Source organism: Acinetobacter terrae, assembly GCF_013004375.1.
Classification (GTDB): domain Bacteria; phylum Pseudomonadota; class Gammaproteobacteria; order Pseudomonadales; family Moraxellaceae; genus Acinetobacter; species Acinetobacter terrae.
Window position 1 is genome coordinate 146,518 of sequence record NZ_JABERI010000025.1, and the last position, 23,725, is coordinate 170,242.

The 23,725-nt window shown below is 39.2% G+C and carries 25 protein-coding genes and 2 tRNA genes; 12 read left to right on the top strand and 15 right to left on the bottom strand.

From position 1 onward, the window contains the following. Nucleotides 1–558, top strand: coding sequence for a 16S rRNA (guanine(966)-N(2))-methyltransferase RsmD (rsmD, locus tag HLH14_RS11045; protein WP_067724058.1), 558 nt, complete (start codon nucleotides 1–3; stop codon nucleotides 556–558). Nucleotides 559–638: 80 nt separating this feature from the next. On the opposite strand, the gene HLH14_RS11050 is transcribed toward rsmD, so the two are convergent. After that, nucleotides 639–833 carry a hypothetical protein gene (locus HLH14_RS11050; RefSeq protein WP_067724057.1) on the bottom strand — a complete coding sequence of 65 codons (195 nt, stop codon included), beginning with the start codon at nucleotides 831–833 and terminating at the stop codon, nucleotides 639–641. A 244-nt stretch (nucleotides 834–1,077) separates the two neighbouring features. On the opposite strand from HLH14_RS11050, the gene HLH14_RS11055 reads away from it, so the two are divergent. Continuing rightward, nucleotides 1,078–1,812: a sulfite exporter TauE/SafE family protein gene (locus tag HLH14_RS11055; RefSeq protein WP_067724056.1), complete on the top strand. Its 735-nt coding sequence runs from the start codon at nucleotides 1,078–1,080 to the stop codon at nucleotides 1,810–1,812. Nucleotides 1,813–2,011: 199 nt separating this feature from the next. Next, entirely contained in the window at nucleotides 2,012–2,341 is a 330-nt protein-coding gene (locus tag HLH14_RS11060) for a hypothetical protein (RefSeq protein ID WP_067724055.1), read from the top strand. Nucleotides 2,342–2,532: 191 nt separating this feature from the next. Here the strand turns inward: HLH14_RS11060 and HLH14_RS11070 are convergent, their stop codons facing one another. Then, a complete protein-coding gene (locus tag HLH14_RS11070; RefSeq protein ID WP_067724054.1) occupies nucleotides 2,533–3,120 on the bottom strand; it encodes a 1-acyl-sn-glycerol-3-phosphate acyltransferase in 588 nt (195 codons plus the stop codon). 334 nt (nucleotides 3,121–3,454) lie between these two features. On the opposite strand from HLH14_RS11070, the gene HLH14_RS11075 reads away from it, so the two are divergent. Next, nucleotides 3,455–3,949 carry a copper resistance protein NlpE gene (locus tag HLH14_RS11075; RefSeq protein ID WP_067724053.1) on the top strand — a complete coding sequence of 165 codons (495 nt, stop codon included), beginning with the start codon at nucleotides 3,455–3,457 and terminating at the stop codon, nucleotides 3,947–3,949. A gap of 177 nt (nucleotides 3,950–4,126) precedes the next feature. Further along, a complete protein-coding gene (locus HLH14_RS11080; RefSeq protein ID WP_067724052.1) occupies nucleotides 4,127–4,882 on the top strand; it encodes a copper resistance protein NlpE N-terminal domain-containing protein in 756 nt (251 codons plus the stop codon). A 68-nt stretch (nucleotides 4,883–4,950) separates the two neighbouring features. Here HLH14_RS11080 and groL read toward each other — a convergent pair whose 3' ends face one another. The 4 genes from groL to HLH14_RS11100 form a co-directional block, all read right to left on the bottom strand. After that, nucleotides 4,951–6,585, bottom strand: coding sequence for a chaperonin GroEL (groL, locus tag HLH14_RS11085; protein ID WP_067724051.1), 1,635 nt, complete (start codon nucleotides 6,583–6,585; stop codon nucleotides 4,951–4,953). 56 nt (nucleotides 6,586–6,641) lie between these two features. Beyond that, a complete protein-coding gene (locus tag HLH14_RS11090; RefSeq protein ID WP_067724050.1) occupies nucleotides 6,642–6,932 on the bottom strand; it encodes a co-chaperone GroES in 291 nt (96 codons plus the stop codon). A gap of 184 nt (nucleotides 6,933–7,116) precedes the next feature. Beyond that, complete coding sequence (locus HLH14_RS11095) at nucleotides 7,117–7,890, bottom strand: metallophosphoesterase family protein (RefSeq protein WP_067724049.1); 774 nt, start codon at nucleotides 7,888–7,890, stop codon at nucleotides 7,117–7,119. Further along, the gene (locus HLH14_RS11100; RefSeq protein ID WP_067724048.1) at nucleotides 7,871–8,809 is read right to left on the bottom strand and encodes a diacylglycerol/lipid kinase family protein; all 939 of its coding nucleotides are present in this window, start codon (nucleotides 8,807–8,809) and stop codon (nucleotides 7,871–7,873) included. The genes HLH14_RS11095 and HLH14_RS11100 overlap by 20 nt, the downstream gene beginning before the upstream one ends. A 416-nt stretch (nucleotides 8,810–9,225) precedes the next feature. Here HLH14_RS11100 and HLH14_RS11105 point away from each other — a divergent pair, with 416 nt between their 5' ends. Both HLH14_RS11105 and HLH14_RS11110 read left to right on the top strand, forming a co-directional pair. Beyond that, nucleotides 9,226–11,058, top strand: a complete 1,833-nt coding sequence (locus HLH14_RS11105; protein ID WP_067724047.1) for a phosphoenolpyruvate carboxykinase (GTP) — start codon at nucleotides 9,226–9,228, stop codon at nucleotides 11,056–11,058. A gap of 98 nt (nucleotides 11,059–11,156) precedes the next feature. Continuing rightward, nucleotides 11,157–11,522 (top strand): hypothetical protein, encoded by a 366-nt coding sequence (locus HLH14_RS11110; RefSeq protein ID WP_067724046.1) that lies wholly within the window; start codon nucleotides 11,157–11,159, stop codon nucleotides 11,520–11,522. Between the two features lie 119 nt (nucleotides 11,523–11,641). Here the strand turns inward: HLH14_RS11110 and glpD are convergent, their stop codons facing one another. Beyond that, nucleotides 11,642–13,162, bottom strand: a complete 1,521-nt coding sequence (gene glpD / locus HLH14_RS11115) for a glycerol-3-phosphate dehydrogenase (RefSeq protein WP_067724045.1) — start codon at nucleotides 13,160–13,162, stop codon at nucleotides 11,642–11,644. Nucleotides 13,163–13,474: 312 nt separating this feature from the next. On the opposite strand from glpD, the gene HLH14_RS11120 reads away from it, so the two are divergent. The 3 genes from HLH14_RS11120 to HLH14_RS11130 all read left to right on the top strand — a co-directional run bounded on the left by HLH14_RS11120 (nucleotide 13,475) and on the right by HLH14_RS11130 (nucleotide 16,955). Next, on the top strand, nucleotides 13,475–14,782 hold the full coding sequence (locus HLH14_RS11120) for an MFS transporter (protein WP_067724044.1): 1,308 nt from the start codon (nucleotides 13,475–13,477) through the stop codon (nucleotides 14,780–14,782). 267 nt (nucleotides 14,783–15,049) lie between these two features. Further along, nucleotides 15,050–16,369 carry an MFS transporter gene (locus HLH14_RS11125; protein ID WP_067724043.1) on the top strand — a complete coding sequence of 440 codons (1,320 nt, stop codon included), beginning with the start codon at nucleotides 15,050–15,052 and terminating at the stop codon, nucleotides 16,367–16,369. A gap of 154 nt (nucleotides 16,370–16,523) precedes the next feature. Next, entirely contained in the window at nucleotides 16,524–16,955 is a 432-nt protein-coding gene (locus HLH14_RS11130) for a hypothetical protein (RefSeq protein ID WP_067724042.1), read from the top strand. A 37-nt stretch (nucleotides 16,956–16,992) separates the two neighbouring features. On the opposite strand, the gene HLH14_RS11135 is transcribed toward HLH14_RS11130, so the two are convergent. Then, entirely contained in the window at nucleotides 16,993–17,661 is a 669-nt protein-coding gene (locus HLH14_RS11135) for a class I SAM-dependent methyltransferase (RefSeq protein ID WP_171533079.1), read from the bottom strand. 233 nt (nucleotides 17,662–17,894) lie between these two features. Then, a complete protein-coding gene (gene folD / locus HLH14_RS11140; RefSeq protein WP_067724040.1) occupies nucleotides 17,895–18,743 on the bottom strand; it encodes a bifunctional methylenetetrahydrofolate dehydrogenase/methenyltetrahydrofolate cyclohydrolase FolD in 849 nt (282 codons plus the stop codon). 153 nt (nucleotides 18,744–18,896) lie between these two features. Between folD and HLH14_RS11145 the strand changes: the two genes are divergently transcribed. Next, nucleotides 18,897–18,970 (top strand) — tRNA-Cys (locus HLH14_RS11145). A 12-nt stretch (nucleotides 18,971–18,982) separates the two neighbouring features. Then, nucleotides 18,983–19,068 (top strand) — tRNA-Leu (locus tag HLH14_RS11150). Between the two features lie 104 nt (nucleotides 19,069–19,172). On the opposite strand, the gene HLH14_RS11155 is transcribed toward HLH14_RS11150, so the two are convergent. The 6 genes from HLH14_RS11155 to HLH14_RS16210 all read right to left on the bottom strand — a co-directional run. Then, a complete protein-coding gene (locus tag HLH14_RS11155) occupies nucleotides 19,173–20,078 on the bottom strand; it encodes a helix-turn-helix transcriptional regulator (RefSeq protein ID WP_171533080.1) in 906 nt (301 codons plus the stop codon). Nucleotides 20,079–20,215: 137 nt separating this feature from the next. Continuing rightward, a complete protein-coding gene (locus tag HLH14_RS11160; RefSeq protein WP_067724038.1) occupies nucleotides 20,216–20,416 on the bottom strand; it encodes a hypothetical protein in 201 nt (66 codons plus the stop codon). A 236-nt stretch (nucleotides 20,417–20,652) separates the two neighbouring features. Next, nucleotides 20,653–21,645, bottom strand: a complete 993-nt coding sequence (locus HLH14_RS11165) for an NAD(P)H-quinone oxidoreductase (protein ID WP_067724037.1) — start codon at nucleotides 21,643–21,645, stop codon at nucleotides 20,653–20,655. A gap of 665 nt (nucleotides 21,646–22,310) precedes the next feature. Then, nucleotides 22,311–23,162 carry a hypothetical protein gene (locus tag HLH14_RS11170; protein ID WP_067724035.1) on the bottom strand — a complete coding sequence of 284 codons (852 nt, stop codon included), beginning with the start codon at nucleotides 23,160–23,162 and terminating at the stop codon, nucleotides 22,311–22,313. A 67-nt stretch (nucleotides 23,163–23,229) separates the two neighbouring features. Further along, entirely contained in the window at nucleotides 23,230–23,502 is a 273-nt protein-coding gene (locus tag HLH14_RS11175) for a hypothetical protein (protein ID WP_067724034.1), read from the bottom strand. A gap of 148 nt (nucleotides 23,503–23,650) precedes the next feature. Then, the coding region (locus tag HLH14_RS16210) for an IS3 family transposase (protein WP_171533083.1) at nucleotides 23,651–23,725 on the bottom strand (75 nt) is incomplete at its 5' end.

The window sequence follows — 23,725 nt, forward strand, 5'->3', positions numbered from 1 at the left end:
ATGAAAAATCAACTCCGCATTATTGGTGGTGAATGGAAACGCCGCCAACTTGCTTTTGCCAGTATTGATGGTTTACGCCCTACACCGGATCGTGTGCGTGAAACTTTGTTCAACTGGTTGATGTGGGACATTCAAAATTCGAATGTCTTAGATCTGTGTACTGGTTCGGGTGCCTTAAGTTTTGAGGCTTTGTCACGTGGCGCGTCACAAGTGGTGATGATTGAACCGAATCGAACTCAAGCTGCATTTTTAACTGATAATTTGCAGTTGCTTAAAGTGACCAGTCAACATGCAAAATTAAAAGTCGCCACAGCTCAACAAGTCTTGCCGACGCTCAAAGAACAATTTGATCTAGTGTTTTTAGATCCACCTTACAGCTTGGATTTATGGGAAGAACTGGCTCAACTTGCCGATCCTTTAATTAAGGACAAGGCTTTTATCTATGTTGAAGCCGATCGTGACTTAAATCAGCTCAAACTTCCATCTTCATGGCAACAGATTAAACAGACCAAAGCAGGAACCGTTCGCGCAGGGCTGTATCAAAAAAATGCAACTTAATTAAAAATAAAAAAGGATTCCCAAATGGAATCCTTTTTTTCAAATGTCGTCTGCCAATTTAAGGTCAGGTTATAAACCTGTTAGCGATTGTAGTGTCGACCACGATCACTTCTGTCATGATGCCAGTCTTTGTTGTTCCAATCTCGGTCACCATGTTGTCGATCATAATGTCCGTTGCGATCTCGATGACCACGATAATCGTCATCCCAAGGATCAACAACACAGCCAGTTAATGACACTGCCAATACAGAAAGTAATATCACTTTTTTCATCATGTCCATCACCTCTTTACTGCACCATGCCAGTATTAAAGGATTTAATGGAGAGTGAACGGAGTCATTGTTACTCTCTTGTAGTGATTTATTTATTTTTTATTCATAGTCAAAATATCCAATACGTATCTTATTAAATCCTTTTATTCAAAGTTCTACTTAGATTTGCAGAAATACAGATAAATATAAGCTTGGTTTTTTCACTGATCTTTAGAATACTGCTGCCTTTCCTTATGACCTTACCCCTATGACTTGGCTATTATTTATTCTTGGTGCAATGGTCGCAGGTTTTGTACAGGGACTCACAGGTTTTGCTTTCGCCTTAATTGCCATGTCTTTCTGGGTGTGGGTACTATCTCCGCAAATTGCTGCACCTTTGGTCGTGTTTGCCTCGGTATGGAGCCACATCATTTCCTTATCCAATGAGCAAAAGCATCCTCATCTCAATAAATCACTGGTTTTCCCCTATTTAATTGCAGGATTGATTGGTGTACCTTTAGGCACGTATTTACTGCATATTATTCAGCCAGAAACCTTTAAATTGATTCTAGGCTTATTTTTAGTGTTGTGGTGTCCGATCATGTTCTTCAATCCGCAATTTCCTCGACTGCAACAATCAGGCAAATTTGCGGATAGTTTGGTGGGATTTATGGGAGGAATACTAGGTGGTTTAGGCGGATTTTGTGGTTCACTGCCTTCTGCTTGGGTCATGCTGAAAAACTTATCCAAACAAGAACAACGCTATATTTTGCGGCATTTTAATTTTGGTATTCAGGTGTTCACCTTAGTTGCCTATTTGCTCCAAGGTACACTCAAAATACAACTGCTGCCTTATATGGCCATCTTGCTGGTCAGTGTCAGTTTTCCTGCAATATTGGGAGCAAAATTATTTTATAAAATTTCAGAGCGACAATTTAAACATACCGTATTAAGTCTGTTATTTGCATCTGGTGGCTTTTTAATTTTCAGCACCCTGCTGTAAATTTGTCGATGATGAAAATATTTAAAACTCATTTAAAAAATCAGATGCCGAGAGTTGGAATAATCTCCCCCTGAAAGATAGTCCAAAAAGTGAGATAAACCTCATTTAATCAAAAAACATGCAATTGATATTCTACATTCCATGAATGTTAGAGAAAACTTTATACAATAACTTATCCCCTTCACTAGTTTTTCTAAAAATGAAAACCTTGATTTTGTTAGCAGGGATTATTCTGCTAACAGGCTGTACTTTAGGCTCATCTCGCGATGTCAAACATGCCGAAAAAATGCTTGCATACTTTCAATGCAATAAAATTGAAAGTGCACAAATGACGCATAGTTCCATTACCTCATTTCACGAACAATCACTGGCTTCTAGCCGGCAAAAAGCAGAATCTTATGTGCAAAGTTATAAAGAGGGTGAAGAGTTATTTGATGTTCCCTTAACTGATGTAATTAAGGATCAATATCTGATTTATCAGGAAGCCTGTCAGCATTTAGGTGGAATCAGTCCAGCACCAAACAAATAAATAAACTTATTTGATTTGGTTAAGTTAATGCCCTACGGATTTGATCGTCACTAAAAAGTGCTCAATCACATGCTGACTGGCGAATGCCGAAACCTCGAGGCAAGGTTTTTGTCATTTCTAAATCTAGCTCATATTTTAAAGCAAGACAGGGATAAATCTCCCTGCCTTTTAAAAACTACGCTTCTTAAAAACTATGCTTCAGTGTAATAACGCTGATCAACGCTAAAGTTTTCTGGGAATTTAGCGTTGATTTGTGAATAGAAATCCATAATTTCAGCCATATCTTTTTCATAATCCCCTGTAGGATATACAATTTTTCCTACACCGGTTTTTTTCTTGGCATAATCCATATAAGCCAAAGCAATAGGAACACCTGCACCCGTTGCCACATGATAAAACCCGGTTTTCCATTGTTCTTGTTTTGCACGTGTGGCTTCAGGTGTCACCAACATCACTAACTTTGGATGGTCTTTGAATAAATCGGTCATGACCTGAACCATACTTGGGCGCGGCTCCCCTTCTGCTTTTGGTGTACGGTCAATACCAATGCCACCCAAAGCACGTACAAATGGCCCAAATGGAAACTTCATATAACTGTCTTTAATGGTTAAACGAACATTCACCCCTAAAGCTTTCAGCGCTAAACGGGCATATAAAGCATCCCAATTACTGGTATGTGGTGCAGCAATCATCACGCACTGATCCAAATCAAGTGGCCAATGATTATCAATTTCCCAGCCCATCATTTTTAAACTTTGTTCAGCTAACTTTTCGAACACAAAAACACCGCAACCTAATAAAGTGCGCAGATTTTAACAAGGTCACTGAAATAAGATAGCTTGATTCGAACAATTAATAATCAATTAATATATAAATGTATAACTTAGAATTTAAATGAAATAGGTATTTATTTTTCAACCTTTATACCTCGTAGAAATCATTCTATTTTTAAAGAAGAATCAAATTTACACAGCAAAAGTTAAACAAAAACATCAATATCTTTCTTCAAAACCAAGGCAAGCAATAACAAAGCACGAACAATATAACTCTTTAATAAACATCCTTTTCTATGTAGTTTTAAAAGTTGCGTTGTCATATAAAAGGAACTAATTCGTGAAAAAAACAATATTAATCCTATCCCTTAGCACAATCGCTTTAGCTGCCTGCAGCAAACCGAATACCGATACGCATGAAAGTAATCAAGCACCTGAAAACACGGTGACTCAAACTCAATCTATACAGCCTAACAATACTCAACCTGCAACCCCGATGGGTGATACTGCAGAAACTTCACTGGATTGGGCGGGTGAATATAAAGGTGTTTTCCCCTGCGCTGATTGTCAAGGCATTGAAACAGAACTTGATTTAAAAGCAGATAAAACTTATGAATTAACGGAAGAATATTTGGGTAAAGGAAAAGGCAATGAGTTTAAAGTGAAAGGTACTTTTAGCTTCGATCCCGATAATCCTTCCATCATTCGCTTAGATAAAGCAGGTGAAAATCGTAAATTTTTTGTAGGTGAAAATTTTGTAGAAGCGCGCGATATGAACACAGGAAAAGCTATTGATTCAAAGCTTAATTATAAATTACAAAAAGATCTTAATTAGTTTAGCTCCTTTACTCCCCTGCATAAAAAGCCTGAAATATGGCTTTTTTAACCCCTCCTTTTTGTATACTCGTCACGATTTGCTACAAATAAATCATTTATTTAATGGCTTAATACTAGCGAGATCATCCAGTTATGCTTATGGTTAGAAAAATATCTTTCTAATTAAATGATCATTATGAAACAAACGATGATTACACTTAGTTTTTTTGCCATGTTACTTTCAAGTGGCTGCGATAATACAAGTACATCATCCCTGAATGAAAAAGTTAATCTCCCTGAGCAGCCTTCAAAACCGATACAGGCTCAAATTCCCGATTGGGTTGGCCATTACAAAGCATTTATTCCCTGTGATGCTTGTGAAAAGAAACTCATTTCACTCCGACTTCATCAAAACAAGACTTATACCCTAAAGGAAATTAGTTTCTTTAAGCAAAAGATTAAACAAAAAGAGTCTTCGGGTACATTCACTTTCGATGAGCAAAATTCAAATTTATTGCAATTAATGGACAATAAAACCAAGCAAAATCGTTATTTTTCTTTGCATGATCATTCAATAGAACCCCTTGATCAAAATAAAAACCAATTCAAAGATTTTGAAAAATACCAAATTCCACAAGTGCAAAATATTGAAGTGAATAATGCACTCAAATACGTAGATATTCAGGCAGATTTATTTAAATCAGAAAAAATAGAATCGAATGGCATTGAAAGTACAAAATTGACGTATTTTTTTGAAATTAATAATAATTCAGATCGACCGCTTAAATTACGCGACAGCGATATTGTTTTAGTGGATGCGAAGAATAACGAACATATTTCTACGATTGAAAATAATCCAATCTCACCTATTAAGCCTCATAAAACCCAACATGAGCTTGTATCGTTTATCTATGCTGAATCACATCAACCTGCTTATATCAACATCAAGTAATTTGAATATTGATAAAAAAATCCCCGCATAAAGCGGGGATTTTTTTAGATCGGGATGATCAGTATGAATTACATCATACCGCCCATACCGCCCATGCCGCCCATATCAGGCATAGCAGGTTTATCTTCTGGGAGATCAGTGATCATGCATTCTGTTGTAAGCATCAATGCAGCAACAGAAGCAGCATGCTCAAGTGCAGAACGCGTTACTTTTGCAGGGTCAAGGATACCCATTTCAAGCATGTCGCCATATTCGCCAGTCGCAGCGTTATAACCGAAGTTACCTTCGCCATTTTTAACAGCGTTGATCACTACAGATGGTTCATCACCTGCGTTTGCAACGATTTGACGAAGTGGTGCTTCAATCGCACGACGTAAAATATTGATACCTACATTTTGATCATCGTTTGCACCAACAATACCATCAAGTGCTTTAGCTGCACGTACTAGCGCAACACCACCACCTGCAACAACACCTTCTTCAACTGCAGCGCGAGTCGCGTGAAGTGCATCGTCAACACGGTCTTTTTTCTCTTTCATTTCAATTTCAGTTGCAGCACCGATTTTAATCACTGCAACACCGCCTGCTAATTTAGCAACACGTTCTTGAAGTTTTTCTTTATCGTATTCAGACGTAGATTCTTCAATTTGAGCACGAATTTGTTGAACGCGATCTGCGATTTGAGCCGCATCACCTGCACCATCAACAAGAACAGTATTTTCTTTAGAAACAGTTACTTTATGCGCTGTACCTAAATGTTCTAAAGTTGTTTGCTCAAGTGACATGCCAATTTCTTCAGAAATTACAGTACCGCCAGTCAAGATTGCGATATCTTGTAGCATAGCTTTACGACGGTCACCAAAACCAGGTGCTTTAACCGCACATACTTTGATAATACCGCGCATGTTGTTTACTACAAGAGTAGCCAACGCTTCGCCTTCAACATCTTCAGCGATGATAAGCAGTGGTTTACCTGTTTTAGCAACCGCTTCTAATACACTGATCAATTCACGAATGTTGCCAATTTTCTTATCAACAAGAAGAATGAACGGGTTTTCAAGTTCAGCAGTTAAAGTGTCTTGTTTGTTTGCAAAGTACGGGCTGATATAACCACGATCAAACTGCATACCTTCAACAACGTCAAGCGAATCTTCGAAGCCTGAACCTTCTTCAACAGTGATTACGCCTTCTTTACCCACGCGTTCCATTGCTTGCGCAATAAGTTTACCCACAGTGGTGTCAGAGTTAGCAGAGATCGAACCAACTTGTTCAATCGCTTTAGTATCAGAAGCAGGTTTAGCCGTTGCTTTAATATTTTCAACTACAGCGCGAACTGCAAGGTCGATACCGCGTTTCAAATCCATTGGGTTCATACCCGCAGTAACTGATTTGATCCCTTCGTTCAAAATTGCTTGAGCAAGTACAGTTGCAGTTGTTGTACCGTCACCTGCGATGTCATTGGTTTTTGAAGATACTTCACGAACCAGTTGCGCGCCCATGTTTTCGAATTTATCTTTTAGATAAATTTCTTTAGCAACCGTTACACCATCTTTAGTGATGTGTGGTGAACCGAAAGAACGGTCAATCACCACGTTACGACCTTTAGGGCCTAAAGTTACTTTTACCGCATCTGCAAGTACGTTTACGCCTGCAATCATTTTGCTGCGAGCTGAATCACCAAATTTTACTTCTTTAGCTGACATGCTTTACTCCAAATATTTTAATTTTCAAAAAATTTGATTAACTGAAAAGGTCTGAATTAGTCTTCTAAAACGGCTAAAATGTCAGACTCTTTCATGATAAGAAGTTCTTCGCCTTGTACTTTTACAGTTGTACCTGCGTAAGTACCGAACAAAACTTTATCGCCTACTTTAACGTCTAAAGCACGTACGCCATTGTCAGTAACCTGACCATTACCTACTGCAATGACTTCACCTTGAGCCGGTTTTTCAGCAGCAGAACCTGGAAGTAAAATACCGCCAGCAGTTTTAGTTTCTTCTTCAACACGACGAATAACTACGCGATCATGTAATGGACGAATATTGCTCATTGGAAACTCCATCAGACTAAGTCTTTTATTAGTGAAGTAATGATGACTTTGTTATTCCATCGGTCATCATCAAAAATAATTTCGATGTCACTTTTGTGGGGATGGAAAAAAACGCTTCAAGGGGCAAACGAAAAAAAAGTGCTGTTTTTGTATTTTTTTTAATCAACCCTCACCGTTTCTTTATTTATTCAGCATTTTGTTCATCTAATACAAATTCTTTTTGTTGTTCATCAAAATAATAATGCTGCACGTCGGCATTTGCCTGAATGACATTGAAACTATTTGGTAAGCCACGATGTAAGCGGTAAGAAGTCGCCGTACCTGCATGAATATCCAGTACAGGATGTGCTGCACCTAAACGATAAATATTATTTAAGTCATACACCGCCGATTGATGCAGATGTCCATGCAATAAGCCATTTAAACCGCTTTGGCTCCAGGACTCTAAAGCCATACGTCCCAACATGGGACAGTCTTTTACCCCATGCGGATCATTCGGTGGCGTATAAAAAGGCTGATGCGCCACGATCAGTTTGATTTTATCTGTAGGTGCGATCATTAATGACTGGTCAATCTGCTGGATTTGTTGCAAAGAGATATGTCCGCGGGTGTGATAACGTCTTCGAATACTGTTCACCCCAATCATATAAAAATGTGCAGTTTCTAAAGTATTTTCCATGTGGCCAAAGAATAACTTATAGCGGGTAAATGGACTAAAGATGCGGTTCCATAGATGATACAGCGGAATATCGTGATTGCCGGGCACCACCAAATAGGGAAGATCCAAACTTTCCAAAAACTGTTTGCAATCATAAAACTGCGTATAGCGCGCTCTCTGGGTTAAATCGCCACTCACCACGACAGCTTCAAGAGGTTGCTCTTGGCAAAAGAGACGGATTGCAGCCATACAGGCTGGTTTTTCCGTCCCAAAATGTAAATCAGACAGATGCAGAATCATGAGGAACCATTATTTTTAATGCATTTTTACGCACTGAAATTTTAAGCGGCGGCTGCATTTCAACAATTTCACCATCTAAAGCCACAGTTAATTTTTTTCGTTTTGAATAAATTTTGACTTCATCCGCAGAAAAGCTATACACATCTGGTGCTTGATCCAAGTTCCCCCTCATCAATTGCCATAACATTTTAAACAAGGTACGTTTATCACTTTTGGCGACGACGATTCCTGCTACCTTGCCGTTTGCAGCAGATTCCGCAATACGCAGATTCATCTCTGCCAGTTGCAACTGATTATTGCCGAAAAAAATCAGTGGCGTTTTCACCGGATATTTTTTTCCATCGACTTCTATTTCAAGTTTCAGTTCTTTACGATCACGAATCAGCACATCCAAACCCGAGGTATAGGCATTTAAAGCAAAACGACCAAAACGCCGGTTGTATAATTCACGTCTTTGAATAAATAAAGGATATAAACCCAAACTGGCATTATTTAAATAAATATGATCATTGATTTGTGCAACATGAACTTCGCGGATCTTGCCTTTAGCAATGGTTTCAGCCGCCTTTAATAGATCCAGAGGGATATTGAGTAATCGCGCCACATAATTAAAGGTTCCCAGTGGAAAAATTCCCATGGGTATATCCGTTCCCATGAGCTGTGCCGCGACAGCATTTAAGGTTCCATCACCACCCGCAGCAACCACAACACCTACTTCACTCGCCTGTTGATGACGTAAAATAATTTTTTTCATTAAATTAACAAAATTTGCTTCTGCACCAATTTCAAAAGCCTGAATTTCATAACCATAAGCCGTTAAACACATTATAAGTTGTTCATAGACCTCATCTTTATCCACAGCATGAAATCCTGACTTTTTATTATAAATAAGAGACAGTGGCTTTAAAGGTTCTGACATTTTCTATACTTTTTTGAAGCAATTGCTCTAATTGTGTCCAATTTATCGGCAATTAAAAGGCTGTTTATGTAAAATTCGAATTACCGCCATTTATTTAATCAATAATAACTCTCATAAAAAAAATAATACTAAGTTATTGTTTTTAAAATACATAGTTAAAATAAATAATGCTCATAACAATTAAAAATACCTAAAGCAAGGAAATAAAAAATTCGTAAGCTATTGTTTTAATGAAAATTAAATAAGAACAAACATAATCTATCAACCTATTTCCCATACTTCTTTAGTCTTATTTTTTTTATGATTTTATGCTTTAATACAGCCACTTTTTTTTATACTTAAATTGGAATGTTGTATCCCTTCATTCTAATTATTATTTGTACACACAATTGTACACATTTGAGATAGGCCTCACCATGACCCAAGTGAACGCACCAGAATTCGTTCGTCACCCTAAGCTTATTGCATGGGTTGAAGAAATTGCAAAATTAACGAAGCCAGCGAAAATTGAATGGTGTGACGGTAGCGCAGAAGAATATCAACGTTATATCGACTTGATGATCGCTAACGGCACTATGCAAGAGCTTAACCAAGAAAAGCACCCTGGTTCTTACTTAGCTAATTCTGATCCTTCTGACGTTGCTCGTGTTGAAGGTCGCACATATATCTGCTCAGAAAAACAAGAAGATGCAGGTGCGACAAACAACTGGGAAGCTCCAGCTGAAATGCGTGCTCGCCTTAACGGTTTATTTGATGGCTCAATGAAAGGACGTACTTTATACGTTGTACCTTTCTCTATGGGTCCTTTAGGTAGCCATATTGCACACATCGGTATCGAATTAACTGACTCTCCTTACGTTGCAGTAAGCATGTCTAAAATGGCTCGCATGGGTAAAGCTGTTTATGACGTTCTTGGTACTGACGGTGAATACGTTCCTTGCGTACACACTGTGGGTGCTCCGCTAGAAGAAGGTCAAAAAGACGTTGCATGGCCTTGCAACCCTGAAAAATACATCGTGCATTACCCAGAAACTCGTGAAATCTGGTCTTACGGTTCTGGTTACGGCGGTAATGCATTGCTTGGTAAAAAATGCCTCGCTTTACGTATTGCATCTTCAATGGGTCGTCAACAAGGCTGGTTAGCTGAACACATGCTGATCCTTGGTGTGACTAATCCACAAGGTGAAAAACATTACATCGCAGCTGCATTCCCTTCTGCTTGTGGTAAAACCAACTTTGCAATGTTGATTCCACCAGCAGGTTATGAAGGCTGGAAAATTGAAACTGTAGGTGACGATATTGCCTGGATCAAACCAGGTGAAGACGGTCGCTTATATGCAATCAACCCTGAAGCTGGTTTCTTCGGTGTAGCGCCTGGTACAAATACCAAGACCAACCCGAACTGTATGGCTACGCTGAGTAAAGACGTAATTTATACCAACGTTGCTGTGACTGACAACGGTGAAGTTTGGTGGGAAGGTCTGACTAAAGAAGCTCCTGCTAACCTGACTAACTGGAAAGGCCAACCACACGTTGCTGGTGAAAAAGCTGCACATCCAAATGCGCGTTTCACAGTTGCTGCTGGTCAATGCCCTTCTATTGATGCTGACTGGGAAAATCCAGCTGGTGTGCCAATTTCTGCGTTCATCTTCGGTGGTCGTCGTGCAGATACAGTGCCTTTAGTTTCTGAAGCTTTCGACTGGGTTGATGGCGTTTATAAAGCTGCAACTATGGGTTCTGAAACTACTGCTGCTGCTGTTGGTCAACAAGGTGTTGTTCGTCGCGACCCGTTTGCGATGCTTCCATTTGCTGGCTACAACATGGCTGACTACTTCTCTCACTGGTTAGAAATGGGTGAACAAGTAGCGGTTAAAGCTGAAGCTGCTGGCAACAAACTTCCTAAGATCTTTAACGTAAACTGGTTCCGCCGTGATGCTGAAGGCAACTTCGTATGGCCTGGTTTCGGTCAAAACATGCGTGTTCTTGAGTGGATGATTGATCGTTGTGAAGGCCGCGCGGAAGCGACTGAAACTCCAATCGGCCTGGTTCCTACTTATGAACAATTGAACTGGACGGGTATCGACTTCTCTAAAGAGCAATTCGAAACTGTTACAGCGCAAGACAAAGATCAATGGATCAAAGAATTGGAAAGCCACACTGAATTGTTCGCTAAATTGGGTGAACGTTTACCAGCTGCGCTTAAAGCACGTCAAAACGAGCTTTTAGAAGCTGTTAAAAAATCTGCTTAATTTCTTGAATTAATTGATAAAAGGTCACTTCGGTGGCCTTTTTTTATATTAATATAGCCACGCAAATAATTTCATAATGAATAAAAAGAGAAAATTTCATGTTAAAAACATTCACACTGACAGCTTGCCTGCTCGGCTTGTCCAGTCTAGCTATGGCTCAAGCAGCGACTGCAGAACATCCAGCTCTTCACGTCTGTGCAATTAAAGGCACTCCAGACTCTAGCCAATTTCAGGTCCAAAAGCGCATTAAAGTTGCCAAAGGTACTTACGGCAGTGTAGAAGAACTATATTCACGCTTTGCCGAGCGTGCACATCAAGTCGGTGGCAATGTGGTAATCAATTATAATGCTAGCCAAAGATTCGGTTTCTGGCCTTGGCGCATGGTACGTCCAGTAGTTTCGGGCACTGCAGTTAAATGGAATACGCCTGTAGATTGTACAAGGTTGGGCGGCGTTGTAATTTAAAACAATTTAAAACAGAAAGTTAAACGCAGTCTGAGCTAAAAATTTAATTAAAGATCAATACTGCAATTTGACTCAAATAAAAGACCGTCTTAACGGTCTTTTATTTCATGTTTAAAAACTTAAGCTGCAGTATCTTGCGATCTCTTCACCAGCAACTTCGAAAGATATTGATCCAATACCTGAATCTCGTCATCCCTAAATTGATAGCCTAGCTTGGTTCTGCGCCATAAAATATCCTGACTGGTTCTGGCCCACTCTTGATCTACAAGATAATCAACCTCTTTGGCAAATAAGCCATGTCCAAAGTCTTCACCAAGTTCATCAGTGGTTGAAATACTATTTATAAATTTCCATACCCGAGAACCATAGACATGCGCCCAGCGCGAAGCCAATTGAAATGGTACATTTTCGATATTTTGCATAATTTCCTGAATTAACCATTCAACTGAAACCAGGTTTTCTGCGCCAGGTAATAACGCTTTTTCAGTCCAGGGCTTTTTCATTGTCGGAAAAAAAGGTTGCAAATGTACCATTGCAGATTCAGCCAGCTTTCTATAAGTCGTCAGCTTTCCACCAAACACCGAAAGCAACGGCGCATCGTTTTTCTGCTCATGAGATACAGCCAAAGTATAGTCGCGGGTGATCGCAGATGGATTATCAGACTCATCATCACATAAAGACCGGACACCCGAATAGGTATATAAAATATCTTCAGGAGTTAACTGATGCTTAAAATGATCATTATAAACATCCAGCAAATAATCAATTTCAGGTTGGGTAATATTGACCCGATCTAAATCACCTTGGTATTCATGATCAGTGGTACCAATTAAGGTGTATTGATCTAAATAAGGGATCGCAAAAACAATCCGCTGATCATCATTTTGAAGAATAAAAGCTTTATCGCCTTCATATATTTTTGGCACAATAATATGACTGCCTTGAACCAGTCGAAGCCCATGTGGTGATTTTTGTTTTAAATTCTGTTGAATAAATTGCGCGACCCACGGCCCTGCAGCATTCACCAATGCTTTAGCTTGAACTTGATAAGAACCTTGTGCATTTTCCAAATGCACCACCCACAAACCATTTTCATGGTATGCAGATGTACATCGCGTTTGAGTGACGATATGCGCACCTAGTTCATGTGCTTGCATCGCATTTAAAACCACCAAACGCGCATCATCCACAGCACAGTCTGAATATTCAAAACCCTGCGTTATTTCTTCTTTTAAAGGGCTTGTTGCTGCATCAAAATGAATATGCTTTGAGCCTGCTAATTTTTCTCGCTTACCCAGATGATCATAAACAAATAAACCGGTCCGAATTAACCATGCAGGCCTTAAATGCGGCTGATGAGGCATGATAAAACGCAAGGGACGAATAATATGCGGTGCTTTGGCCAGTAAAATTTCGCGTTCAACTAGCGCTTCATGAACCAAACGAAACTCTTTATGTTCAAGATAACGCAAACCACCATGTATAAGCTTGCTGCTTGCAGAAGAAGTGTGGCTGGCTAAATCATCCTTTTCACATAAAAATACAGACAACCCTCGCCCTGCAGCATCCACTGCAATACCAACACCATTAATGCCTCCACCAACCACCACCACATCATAGACCGGATGACTCACTTGCATGTTCACCTCCTATAATTTTATTAAAACAGCTGACTTAAATTTCTTATTGTTCTAGGAAACTTAACACCATTTAAACTGAAATGACACTTGGAAATCATGAGTCAATAAGATGAATATAAAATAATAATGGGGCTGTCGCATCAAAAATAAACAATGCATATAAATTGTCAATCTAATATGTCTTTCAACCACTTCACTTTCAGGCACTTAGACCATGAACATTTTTCATACAAAACTAGAAACTGCTACACGTATACCATTAAAACAATAGGTTTAACATCTAAAAAACAATACCAAAATGGACTTGAACACATGATTGAACAAAACGTTCCTCAAGTAAATTTGGATACCAAAACACGGGTCAAATCCATTCTGGGTGGCTCAGCAGGTAACCTGGTGGAGTGGTATGACTGGTATGTCTATGCCGCATTTACATTATATTTTGCCCATTCATTCTTCCCCAAAGGCAGTCAAACTGCACAATTGCTTCAAGCTGCCGCCATTTTTGCAGTTGGCTTTTTAATGCGTCCGATTGGTGCCTGGATCATGGGTATTTACTCGGACAAAAAAGGACGCAAATCGGGTCTCACTCTTTCTGTGACCTTGATGTGTATTGGTTCTCTGATGATTGCAGTAGCCCCAACGCATGATCAAATCGGGATATTTTCACCCATTATTTTAGTGGTTGCCCGACTCATTCAGGGCTTAAGTGTCGGTGGAGAATATGGTGCCAGTGCCACCTATTTAAGTGAAATGGCAGAAAGAAACCGACGCGGGTTCTTTTCCAGTTTTCAGTACGTCACTTTAATTGCAGGTCAGCTTACCGCACTCTGCGTTCTACTCATTTTGCAGTTTGTACTGACTGAAGAACAACTACATGAGTGGGGTTGGCGCATTCCGTTCTTTATTGGCGCATGCTTGGCCATAGTCGTATTCTATATTCGTCGTGGTCTGCTCGAGACCCAATCTTTTAAAAATGCCCAACAAGATAAAACCCAGCCTCAATCGAGTATGTTTGCGCTGTTTAAGCATTATCCTAAACAGGCATTTACAGTGTTGTTTTTAACTGCTGGTGGTACGGTAGCCTTCTATACCTATACCACCTATCTGCAAAAATACTTAGTCAATACCTCTGGATTTAGCAAACCTGAAGCCACGCAAATCACTACCTTGGCGCTGTTTATTTTCATGTGTTTACAGCCGTTTGCTGGTGCTTTGTCGGATAAAATTGGACGCAAACCGCTGATGATTTCCTTTGGGGTACTCGGTGTTTTATTTACCTATTTCCTATTTGATAAATTAGGCCAGACCCAAGATTACTGGTCCGCATTCTGGATCTGTTTAGCCGGTTTAGTAATTGTCACAGGCTATACCTCAATTAATGCCGTGGTGAAAGCCGAGCTGTTCCCTGCGCATATCCGTGCATTAGGTGTCGCATTTCCCTACGCGCTTGCCAATACACTATTTGGTGGCACAGCAGAGTTTTTCGCGCTAAGCTTTAAAGAAGCCGGACATGAGTCTTGGTTCTTTATTTATGTCACCATCTTAATTTCTATCTCATTGATTGTTTATATCTTTATGAAAGATACCAAGCACCACTCAGAAATTAAAGAACATTAATCCAAAGTCATTTTTAAAAGCCTTTCTATATGAGAGGCTTTTAATTTTTCCATTCTATTTAATAAAAATAATGAGTTAAATGTACTAAACGTTCAAAATCAAGACAATGCCTAGACTAAAGTCGAATGAAGAAGCAAAAACATGAGCGTATAACGTACCTGTAAAAAATTATTTCAAACTCCCACAACAAAATATATGTTTTTAAATTTTTTCGTCTCGAAGAATTTAAAAGGATGTGTTTTGCCAACATTCTTTTGGAGAATTGTTGTGACAGATTCATCTCCCCAGGTTGCGGCTCCGCAACTTGATAGAAAAACTCGTTTCAAATCTATCCTTGGCGGCTCTGCGGGTAATTTAGTTGAATGGTATGACTGGTATGTGTATGCCGCATTTACCTTGTACTTTGCTTCGCAATTTTTCCCGGAAGGCGATGACACGGTCAAACTGCTTCAAGCAGCAGCGGTATTTGCCCTGGGTTTCCTGATGCGTCCGATCGGCGCATGGATTATGGGGGTTTATGCTGACCGTAAAGGCCGTAAAGCTGGTTTAACCCTATCGGTTTCACTGATGTGTGTCGGTTCACTGATTATTGCCTGTGCGCCAACTTATTCATCTGTGGGTATGCTTGCACCTGCCTTATTATTGTTTGCCCGTTTACTGCAAGGCCTCAGTGTCGGTGGTGAATATGGTTCTAGTGCAACCTATTTGACTGAAATGGCGGGTAAAAAACATCGTGGTTTCTTCTCAAGTTTCCAGTATGTCACCTTAATTTCAGGTCAGTTACTTGCGCTTTGTGTGCTGATCATTTTACAACGCACACTTACTGAAGGTCAGCTTTCTGAATGGGGATGGCGTATTCCCTTCGCGATTGGTGCCTTACTTGCCATTGTCGTATTCTGGATTCGTCGTGGTTTGGTGGAAACACAATCATCTAAAGAAGCTCAGGAACAAGCAAAAAATGGTGGTCCTAAATCAGGTGCACTGGCTTTATTCACCAAATATCCTAAACAAGCCTTTACTGTGATCATGTTGACTGCCGGCGGTACCCTTGCTTTCAATACATTTACAACATATTTGCAAAAATATCTGGTCAATACTTCAGGCTTTGAAAAAACCACTGCAACCGAAATCACCACTGCTGCCATCTTTATCTTCATGTTGCTTCAACCTGCTGTTGGTGCGCTATCCGATAAAATTGGTCGTAAACCGATTATGATTACCTTTGGTGTATTAGGTGTATTGTTTACAATTCCAATTTTTAATGGCTTGGGCTCAACTACTAATCCAACTACTGCATTCATGCTTTGTATGAGTGGCATGGTGATTGTCACTGGCTATACTGCCATTAATGCAGTGGTTAAAGCCGAACTATTCCCTGCACATATTCGTGCATTGGGTGTTGCTTTACCCTATGCCATTGCCAATACTTTGTTTGGTGGTACAGCAGAACTGGTTGCTCTTAGCTTTAAAAATGCAGGTCATGAAAACTACTTCTTCTACTACATTACCTTCATGATTGGCTTGTCTCTCATTACTTACATCTTTATGAAAGACACCAAAAAGCACAGCATGATTACTGACGACTAAACCCAGCGTATTTAGTTGATTAATCATCTAAAAAAAGCTTTCCAAGTTGTCACAATTGGAAAGCTTTTTTATTGGATATCCGTCTTGATCACATCGTTAAAAAACTAGGCTTATGGCATACTAAATATAATAACAACGCTTGGAACTTTTGAAGATGAACAATACATATAAATTGCTTGGCTTAGGTTTTATGGCGCTTGGACTTGCTGCGTGTCAAAGCACACCACGTCCATATAATGGGAATGTCGGATATCAGATTGAAAGTCAGTCCAATGGCCGTGCAACCTTGGCTTATACTTTGGCAGGTCGCAAAAGCCAGCAAGTGGATGAGAGAAAATTACAACGTGCTTGTCAAAAAGTATTGGGTTCAAATAAACAATACAAAATAGATATTTTAAGCATTAGTGAAATTGCCAATCCCGCAATACAAACCCCACAATATGGTCGTCAACTTGGTCAAAGCCGCACCAGTGTGAGCTTAAGCAACACCCCTGACCTACACAATAGTGAAGACATGGCGACTCGCGAATCTTTAGATGCTACGCGTCCAAGCACATTGAGTGTCGTTCGTTATACTTGTTCTTAATCGCTTTAAATGACTTATTAATTTAAAAAGACGCTGTTTACAGCGTCTTATAAAAACTGACATTTCGGAATTCTTTAGATTCATCCAGATCTGGCCAAGTCGTGGCACTTCGTTCATCTAGTTTTTGATACTTTGGATGACTAAAGTTTTTCACCCGACTGTCTGCAACCCGCACCTCAGATGCAAATTTTAAAAATTCATCCAGAAAAAAACGATTACATTGATCATATAAAACATCCGCTGCCAAAAGCACATCGACTTGTTCTGCTTTATACAAATCATCCAGATATTCAAGCTCTACATCATTCAATTCTGCATTGGCACGACATGAATCCAAACTGATTGGATCAATATCACAACAAATGACACGTTTAGCCCCTGCCATTTTCGCTGCAATCGCCACTACGCCCGATCCCGCACCAAAGTCGAGTATGACCTTGTCTTTAACATGATGTGGCTCTGCAAGCAACCACTGCGCCATCGCAAGTCCGGATGCCCAGCAGAAGATCCAATACGGTGTATCGTTCCAGATCCGGCGAATCACTTCATCATCCAAGCGATCAGTTGGAAATACCGGTGGAATCAGCCACAGTGAAATCGGTGTTTCAGGCAATTGCTGTGCCATCAGCTCACAACCGGGAATTACCTCATGTAAGGCTTGAATTAAATGTTCTGGGGCTTTAGGAAATTGAAATGTACAGCTCATTAGATTTGTTATTCGTTTTAGATTTAAGAAATGAATACTTGTCTAGACAAGAAGTTCCCTCTCCTTTTAGGAGAGGGTTAGGGAGAGGTTTTAATTTACTTTAAATCCCCTCATCCTAACCTTCTCCCTGAGGGAGAAGGAACATTTCATTATGAGTCACGATGTTCCCTCTCCTGAGCAAGATTTAAAGCACTGCTTTTAAATCGAAGCGCAAGTGGAGAGGATTATAAAAATCAACCTAAAGCTTTTTCAGCAGCTTCAACAGTTTGACGAATCAACGTGGTAATGGTCATTGGACCCACACCACCTGGAACCGGTGTATACGCAGAAGCAACTTCTTCAATCCCTGCAAGTTGGATGTCACCTACACCACCACCATCACGTGGATGGAAGCCAGCGTCTACAACCACTGCGCCTGGTTTAATCCAGTCTTTCTGGATCAATTCAGCTTTACCTACCGCACCAACGATAATGTCCGCTTGTTTAACAAAGTCAGCTAAGTTTTGCGTACGTGAATGGCAAATCGTTACGGTCGCATTTGCTTCAAGAAGCATCGCAGCCATGGGTTTACCCAAAATCGCAGAACGACCGACAACTACTGCATGTTTACCCGCAATTTCAATGTTGTTTTCTTTCAGAATGGTCATGATGCCTGCTGGTGTTGCAGAACCATAAGCTGCTTCACCCATCGCCATACGACCAAAGCCAAGGCAAGTTACGCCGTCGACATCCTTCGCCAATGAAATGGCATCGAAACATGCGCGTTCATCAATTTGTTCAGGAACTGGATGTTGCAACAAAATACCGTGAACATCTGGATTTGCGTTTAATTTTTCAATTTCAGCAAGCAATTGCTCAGTTGTGGTTTCTTTGCCTAATTCGACTTTTAACGAATCCATACCGACACGGCGGCAAGCATTGCCTTTCATACGCACATAAGTTGCAGATGCACCATCGTCACCGACCAAAATAGTCGCAAGAATAGGGGTACGATTTGTTTTCGCTTTTAATGCTTCAACGCGAGTTAACAAGTCTGCTTCAATTTGCTTCGCCAATGCACGACCATCTAAAACTAATGCCACGGCACATCTCCAAGTGTTGATATGAATCAATTTTGCAAATAATACATGATTATTTCGCCAATTTTATTCTATATGCTGATTTTATGTGCATATACACTATTTATAGTATTGTTTTTTTTTCAAAGATTGCTAATATGTGCATCACCAAGAGATGGCGGGGTGGCAGAGTGGTCATGCAGCGGACTGCAACTCCGTGTACGCCGGTTCGATTCCGACCTCCGCCTCCAATCTTGTAAAATGCCCGAGTGGTGAAATCGGTAGACACAGGGGATTTAAAATCCCCCGCCCACAAAGCGTGCCAGTTCGAGTCTGGCCTCGGGCACCATTTTAATACTTCTTAAAATGGTGCAATAAAAAATCCAGCTTAATGCTGGTTTTTTTATGTCTGGAATTTCTTCCAGACTTCTCGCTATTTCATTTTTGCAGTTATTACTGAGCTTCTTTCAAATAACCCTGCAAGCTATCATCCAGCTCTTGCTGTAAATGTGCCGGCTTGATGATTTTCAGATAAGGAATCCAGTAACGTACCAATGGATTCAACTCCTTCTGATGCCGAATATGACAGCTAATCAATAATCCCCCTGTTTCCGATTCATCTAAAATCGTCTGTTCCGGAAAAATTCTGCGTTGCTTAAAATAAATTGCGACATCAGGATGTACAGATAAAATCACTTCCTGTTTTTCGTGCTGAAACCAGATACCATCTTCATCTATTAATTGCTGCAGAACAGCCTGATCATGTTCAAACGGTGAAAGCCTATTGCTACAGATAATTCTCTCAATACGGCCAAGACGGTAAACACGCAGTTCCTGCTTACGTACAGCAGCCAAATACCAGTTACCCATGTGATGAATCAAGCGATAAGGCTTTACAACCCGAATTTGACCTCTGTAAAACAACGCGATTTGCTGTCTTTTTTGAATACTGCCCGTCAGCGCCTTAAAGTGTTCGGCATACTGCGTCGCATCTTCAAAGTTATAGCCTTTGGCAGAAAAGACCAGATTGGCACGGTTATCAAATAACTCTCTTAAAAACGAGATATCCAAAGACGGATAAAGGTCATTAATTCCCGACAATTGTGCGAAATTTTTAATATCCTGTAATTTAAAACGCCCGAGATAAGAAGATTCCAAATAGAATTTTTTGGTTTGTGCATCCTGTATTAAAGGGAGATAAGAATTGAGTCGATCAAAATCACGTTCAATGGTTCGGGTACTGACCTGAAACTCACGCGCCAGCTCCTGCACACTCAACTGATGCCCTATATTTAGTTTGGTTAAAATACCTGCCAAACGTTCCGCAAGGCGCTCATGCGTTGACGCATTGCCCTTCATAGATACCCTCTTTGTGCTTTTACAGCACAGTGCATAAAATGCTTAAAATTTTTAAATTATAGGAAAAATTATACAGCCAAATAAAAACTAGATTTCAAATATTCACTTCAACTTAAGGCTAATAGGCAATGCTCAAATCACGCTTTAATGCGACTTGCAGCACGGTTTTTAGAACGTTTACGATTGAGCCGTTCGACATAACGCTCCAAATGAAGCATGGCTTGATAAAGCTTATGCAGATTACAAGGTAATACCTGATTACGAATAATCGCTTTATGCAGACGCTTTAATGCACGGAAGCTGTGGGCATGAGTATATGGAGCTGACACTATTTTCATAATACATTCCCTCTATTGCATGAATTTTCAACTAAAACCAAACAATTTGGTCAGATTAAATCTAAGTGCTAATTTACTCCTTCGTTTTGACAGGTTGTGTCGAAGATTCGACATTTTTTACCATTTTTTAAAATTTCTTCACTGTTTTTCAATCAATTAATTTGAACTACTTATCATTATTTATGCAAAATAAAAGCCAACATTTGTTGGCTTTTTATTATTTAAAGATGGAATAGTTAGATGATTTCCACCACGATCTTCCCGATATGCTCACCGGTATCCATAGCAGCATGTGCTTCCTGAATCTGATCGAACTTAAATGTTTTATAGATCATCGGTAAGCATTCACCTTTTGCCCATAATGGTGCGACGGTTTCTTGCAAGCCTTGAGCGATCTCTGCTTTTTCAGCCGTGGTACGTGCACGCATGGTTGAACCGGTAATGATCAAGCGTTTCATCATGATTTGACCGAGTTTCACCTCTTTGGCTTTTGCACCACCTAAGAAAGCGATATAGACCAGACGCCCATCACGACGTAACAAATTCAAATTACGTTCCAAATATGGCGCACCGACCATATCCAAAATAACATCTACACCACCATTCTCAGTTTGCTCATTGATGACTTGTTCAAAGTCTTGAGTCTTATAGTTGATTGCAGTGGTTAAATCTGCAATAGCCGCAACTTTGTCGTCCGAACCCACAGTTGCAAAAGTTTTAATACCCAATGATTTGCACAGCATCAACGCAGTCGTACCAATACCGCTTGCACCACCATGAACCAATACAGTTTCCCCTGCTTTGGCTTTACCCATTTGGAACACATTTGCCCACACGGTAAAGAATGTTTCAGGAATGGCTGCGGCTTGAGTAAAGCTTACGCCTTCAGGAATCGTTAAAGCTTGGCTTTCAGGCACAACGCAATATTCCGCATAACCGCCCCCATTGGTTAAGCCACAAACTTTGTCACCAACTTTAAATTTAGTAACATCGCTACCTACAGATTCAACAATACCTGCAACTTCCAAGCCCGGTACAGGTGTTACACCTTTAGGCATTGGATATAAGCCTTGACGTTGCAAGATGTCTGGACGGTTAATACCAAAAGCATGGACTTTTACTAATACTTCATCTGCTTTTGCTGTGGGTACTGCAACAGTTTCATAGGCAAGTTTTTCCACACCACCCGGTTCTGTGATGATGACTTGCTGCATGTTGGCTTGTGACATGATTTCTTCCTGATCTATTCAATACTTTTCAAGTTTCATGTATTTGAACATAGTTAGGGATGGGTTTGAAGCCACGTCTGACTTATGTCTTAGGCATTACCATCACATATGAAAATACCCTTTTAAATGAACTTCGATATCATTTGATCGTTTGGGCCTTTCTTTCTGTTTTTATGTGCTTTATGGTATGGGTCAGATCAACAATAAAAATCATAAATACTCATCGATTTAAAAGTCATCTTTCTGTTTTTTGTGCTTCCCTGTTTAAGCGTTATTTTCCTGACCTGGATTTTACGCTTCCCATGGACTTGGTTTTTATATTTGAGCATTGCTCTGGAGATCATTGTTGTTTTTGCCATTGAGCTTGATGCAAGGAAGACTCCGGGAAATAGCGGTTGGATTATGATGTCTGCGGCTGTTTTTCAGATTTATTTAGGTGTGTTGTTAATGGTGTTTAGATTAGGAATTTGGGTTTATTATTATATAAAGCAGAGTTCTTAATTTTTTGCGCTTACAGCTAAAGAAGACAACAGGTTCTAATCCGTTACATAATTTGCGACACGGCTTCATTCCCCATCGTTACTTTTCAAGTTTATGGTTCTATTTTAATATAGATAAGGAAAGGAATGAAGAGGATTAACTTCTTTATATAGGTAAAGTATTTATTAAATTAATTGACTTTCACCCATGTAATAATCACTTTGACATAATTTACATATAATCACTTCATCTATTTTCGACTCAATAGCAAAATACGAATCTTTTAAAACTCTACCAATTTGAGATTCACATAAAAGACACTTATGCATTTTTACGCTTTCTTGTATTGCCAAAATTTTAAAAGCCTTTTTCTTACCTATAGCTTTTTGGTAAAAACTATAAAAGAAAATAATTTTACTATGATCATCCATTATTTCACCGGCTTTTGCTTCACTCTCCTCCTCAATTTCTAAATGGCCATGTTCTAAAAATTTTTGAAAAATTGATATTTTTTGGTTATCAACTATCTCACTCCACAACTCAGTTAAAAACAAATAACTAACTTCTATTATTTTATAAGGTGTCGTTTTAGCAGCTTTTGTACCATGTATATAAAGATTTCTTGAAACCCTTAATTCTTCAAATATCTGTTTAACATGAGCACTTGGCTCAACATTTGTAACTGCAAAGATTTTTAACAATGAATCAAATGGATGAATATAAAATTCATGGAAAGCCTTATTCGACCATTTCCAATCTTTAGGAGGTGTTTCAATTAATAAATACGGAGTTATAACCGAAATCTTATATTTCAAATAATTTTCAATTGAGTTAAATAACAATAAAATAATATTCCCTAACTCAATATCTAAAGATTCCCAGTGCTCAGATTCTGGATCTGATAACTCACACTCCAGATCTTCAAACTCCATATACTCAAATTTACATAAAATATTTAATAAGTTATTCAATGCAAGAAAATGATAGTTCACACACCTATCTAAAAAAAACTCAGAATCAGGAATATCTGTAATCATTTTTTATTTTTTAATCAACTATGTTACGTTCATCTTAAAGCAACTATTCAAAAATTAATATTCAGTATTAACCTCTATTTTTATAATTCTTAATCATTTGGGCAGTTACATCTTCAGGATAACAAATTGGCGTATATCCACCTGCTCGATTATATGCACTACGTTTACCACAACGACTACCATTTCTTGCAGAGTTATAAGGACAGGGACAATTTCCTGGATAGCTTTCAATCGACTGCTTAATAATTTTTTGCTTAATAGCCTCTGTACTTTCATTACTTTGTTTAGCCTCAACACTAAAAGCCAAACACAACCCCATAAAAATTAATATTTTTTTCATAAACATCCCCTCAATATTTATATTGTATCGAGAAGTAATTTAAGTGAAAGTTCAACTTTCAAATGACTGTATATTATTCACACACTTAAAACTTACCCAAATAAAAAACCCGCCATTATGATCTGACCCCCAAAAGTTAGACAGTAAGTTAGGCAATTTCTAAGGACTGATTTCTGTATTCTACAGGGGTCAGTCCTTTCAATTTAACCTTGATTCTTTCATG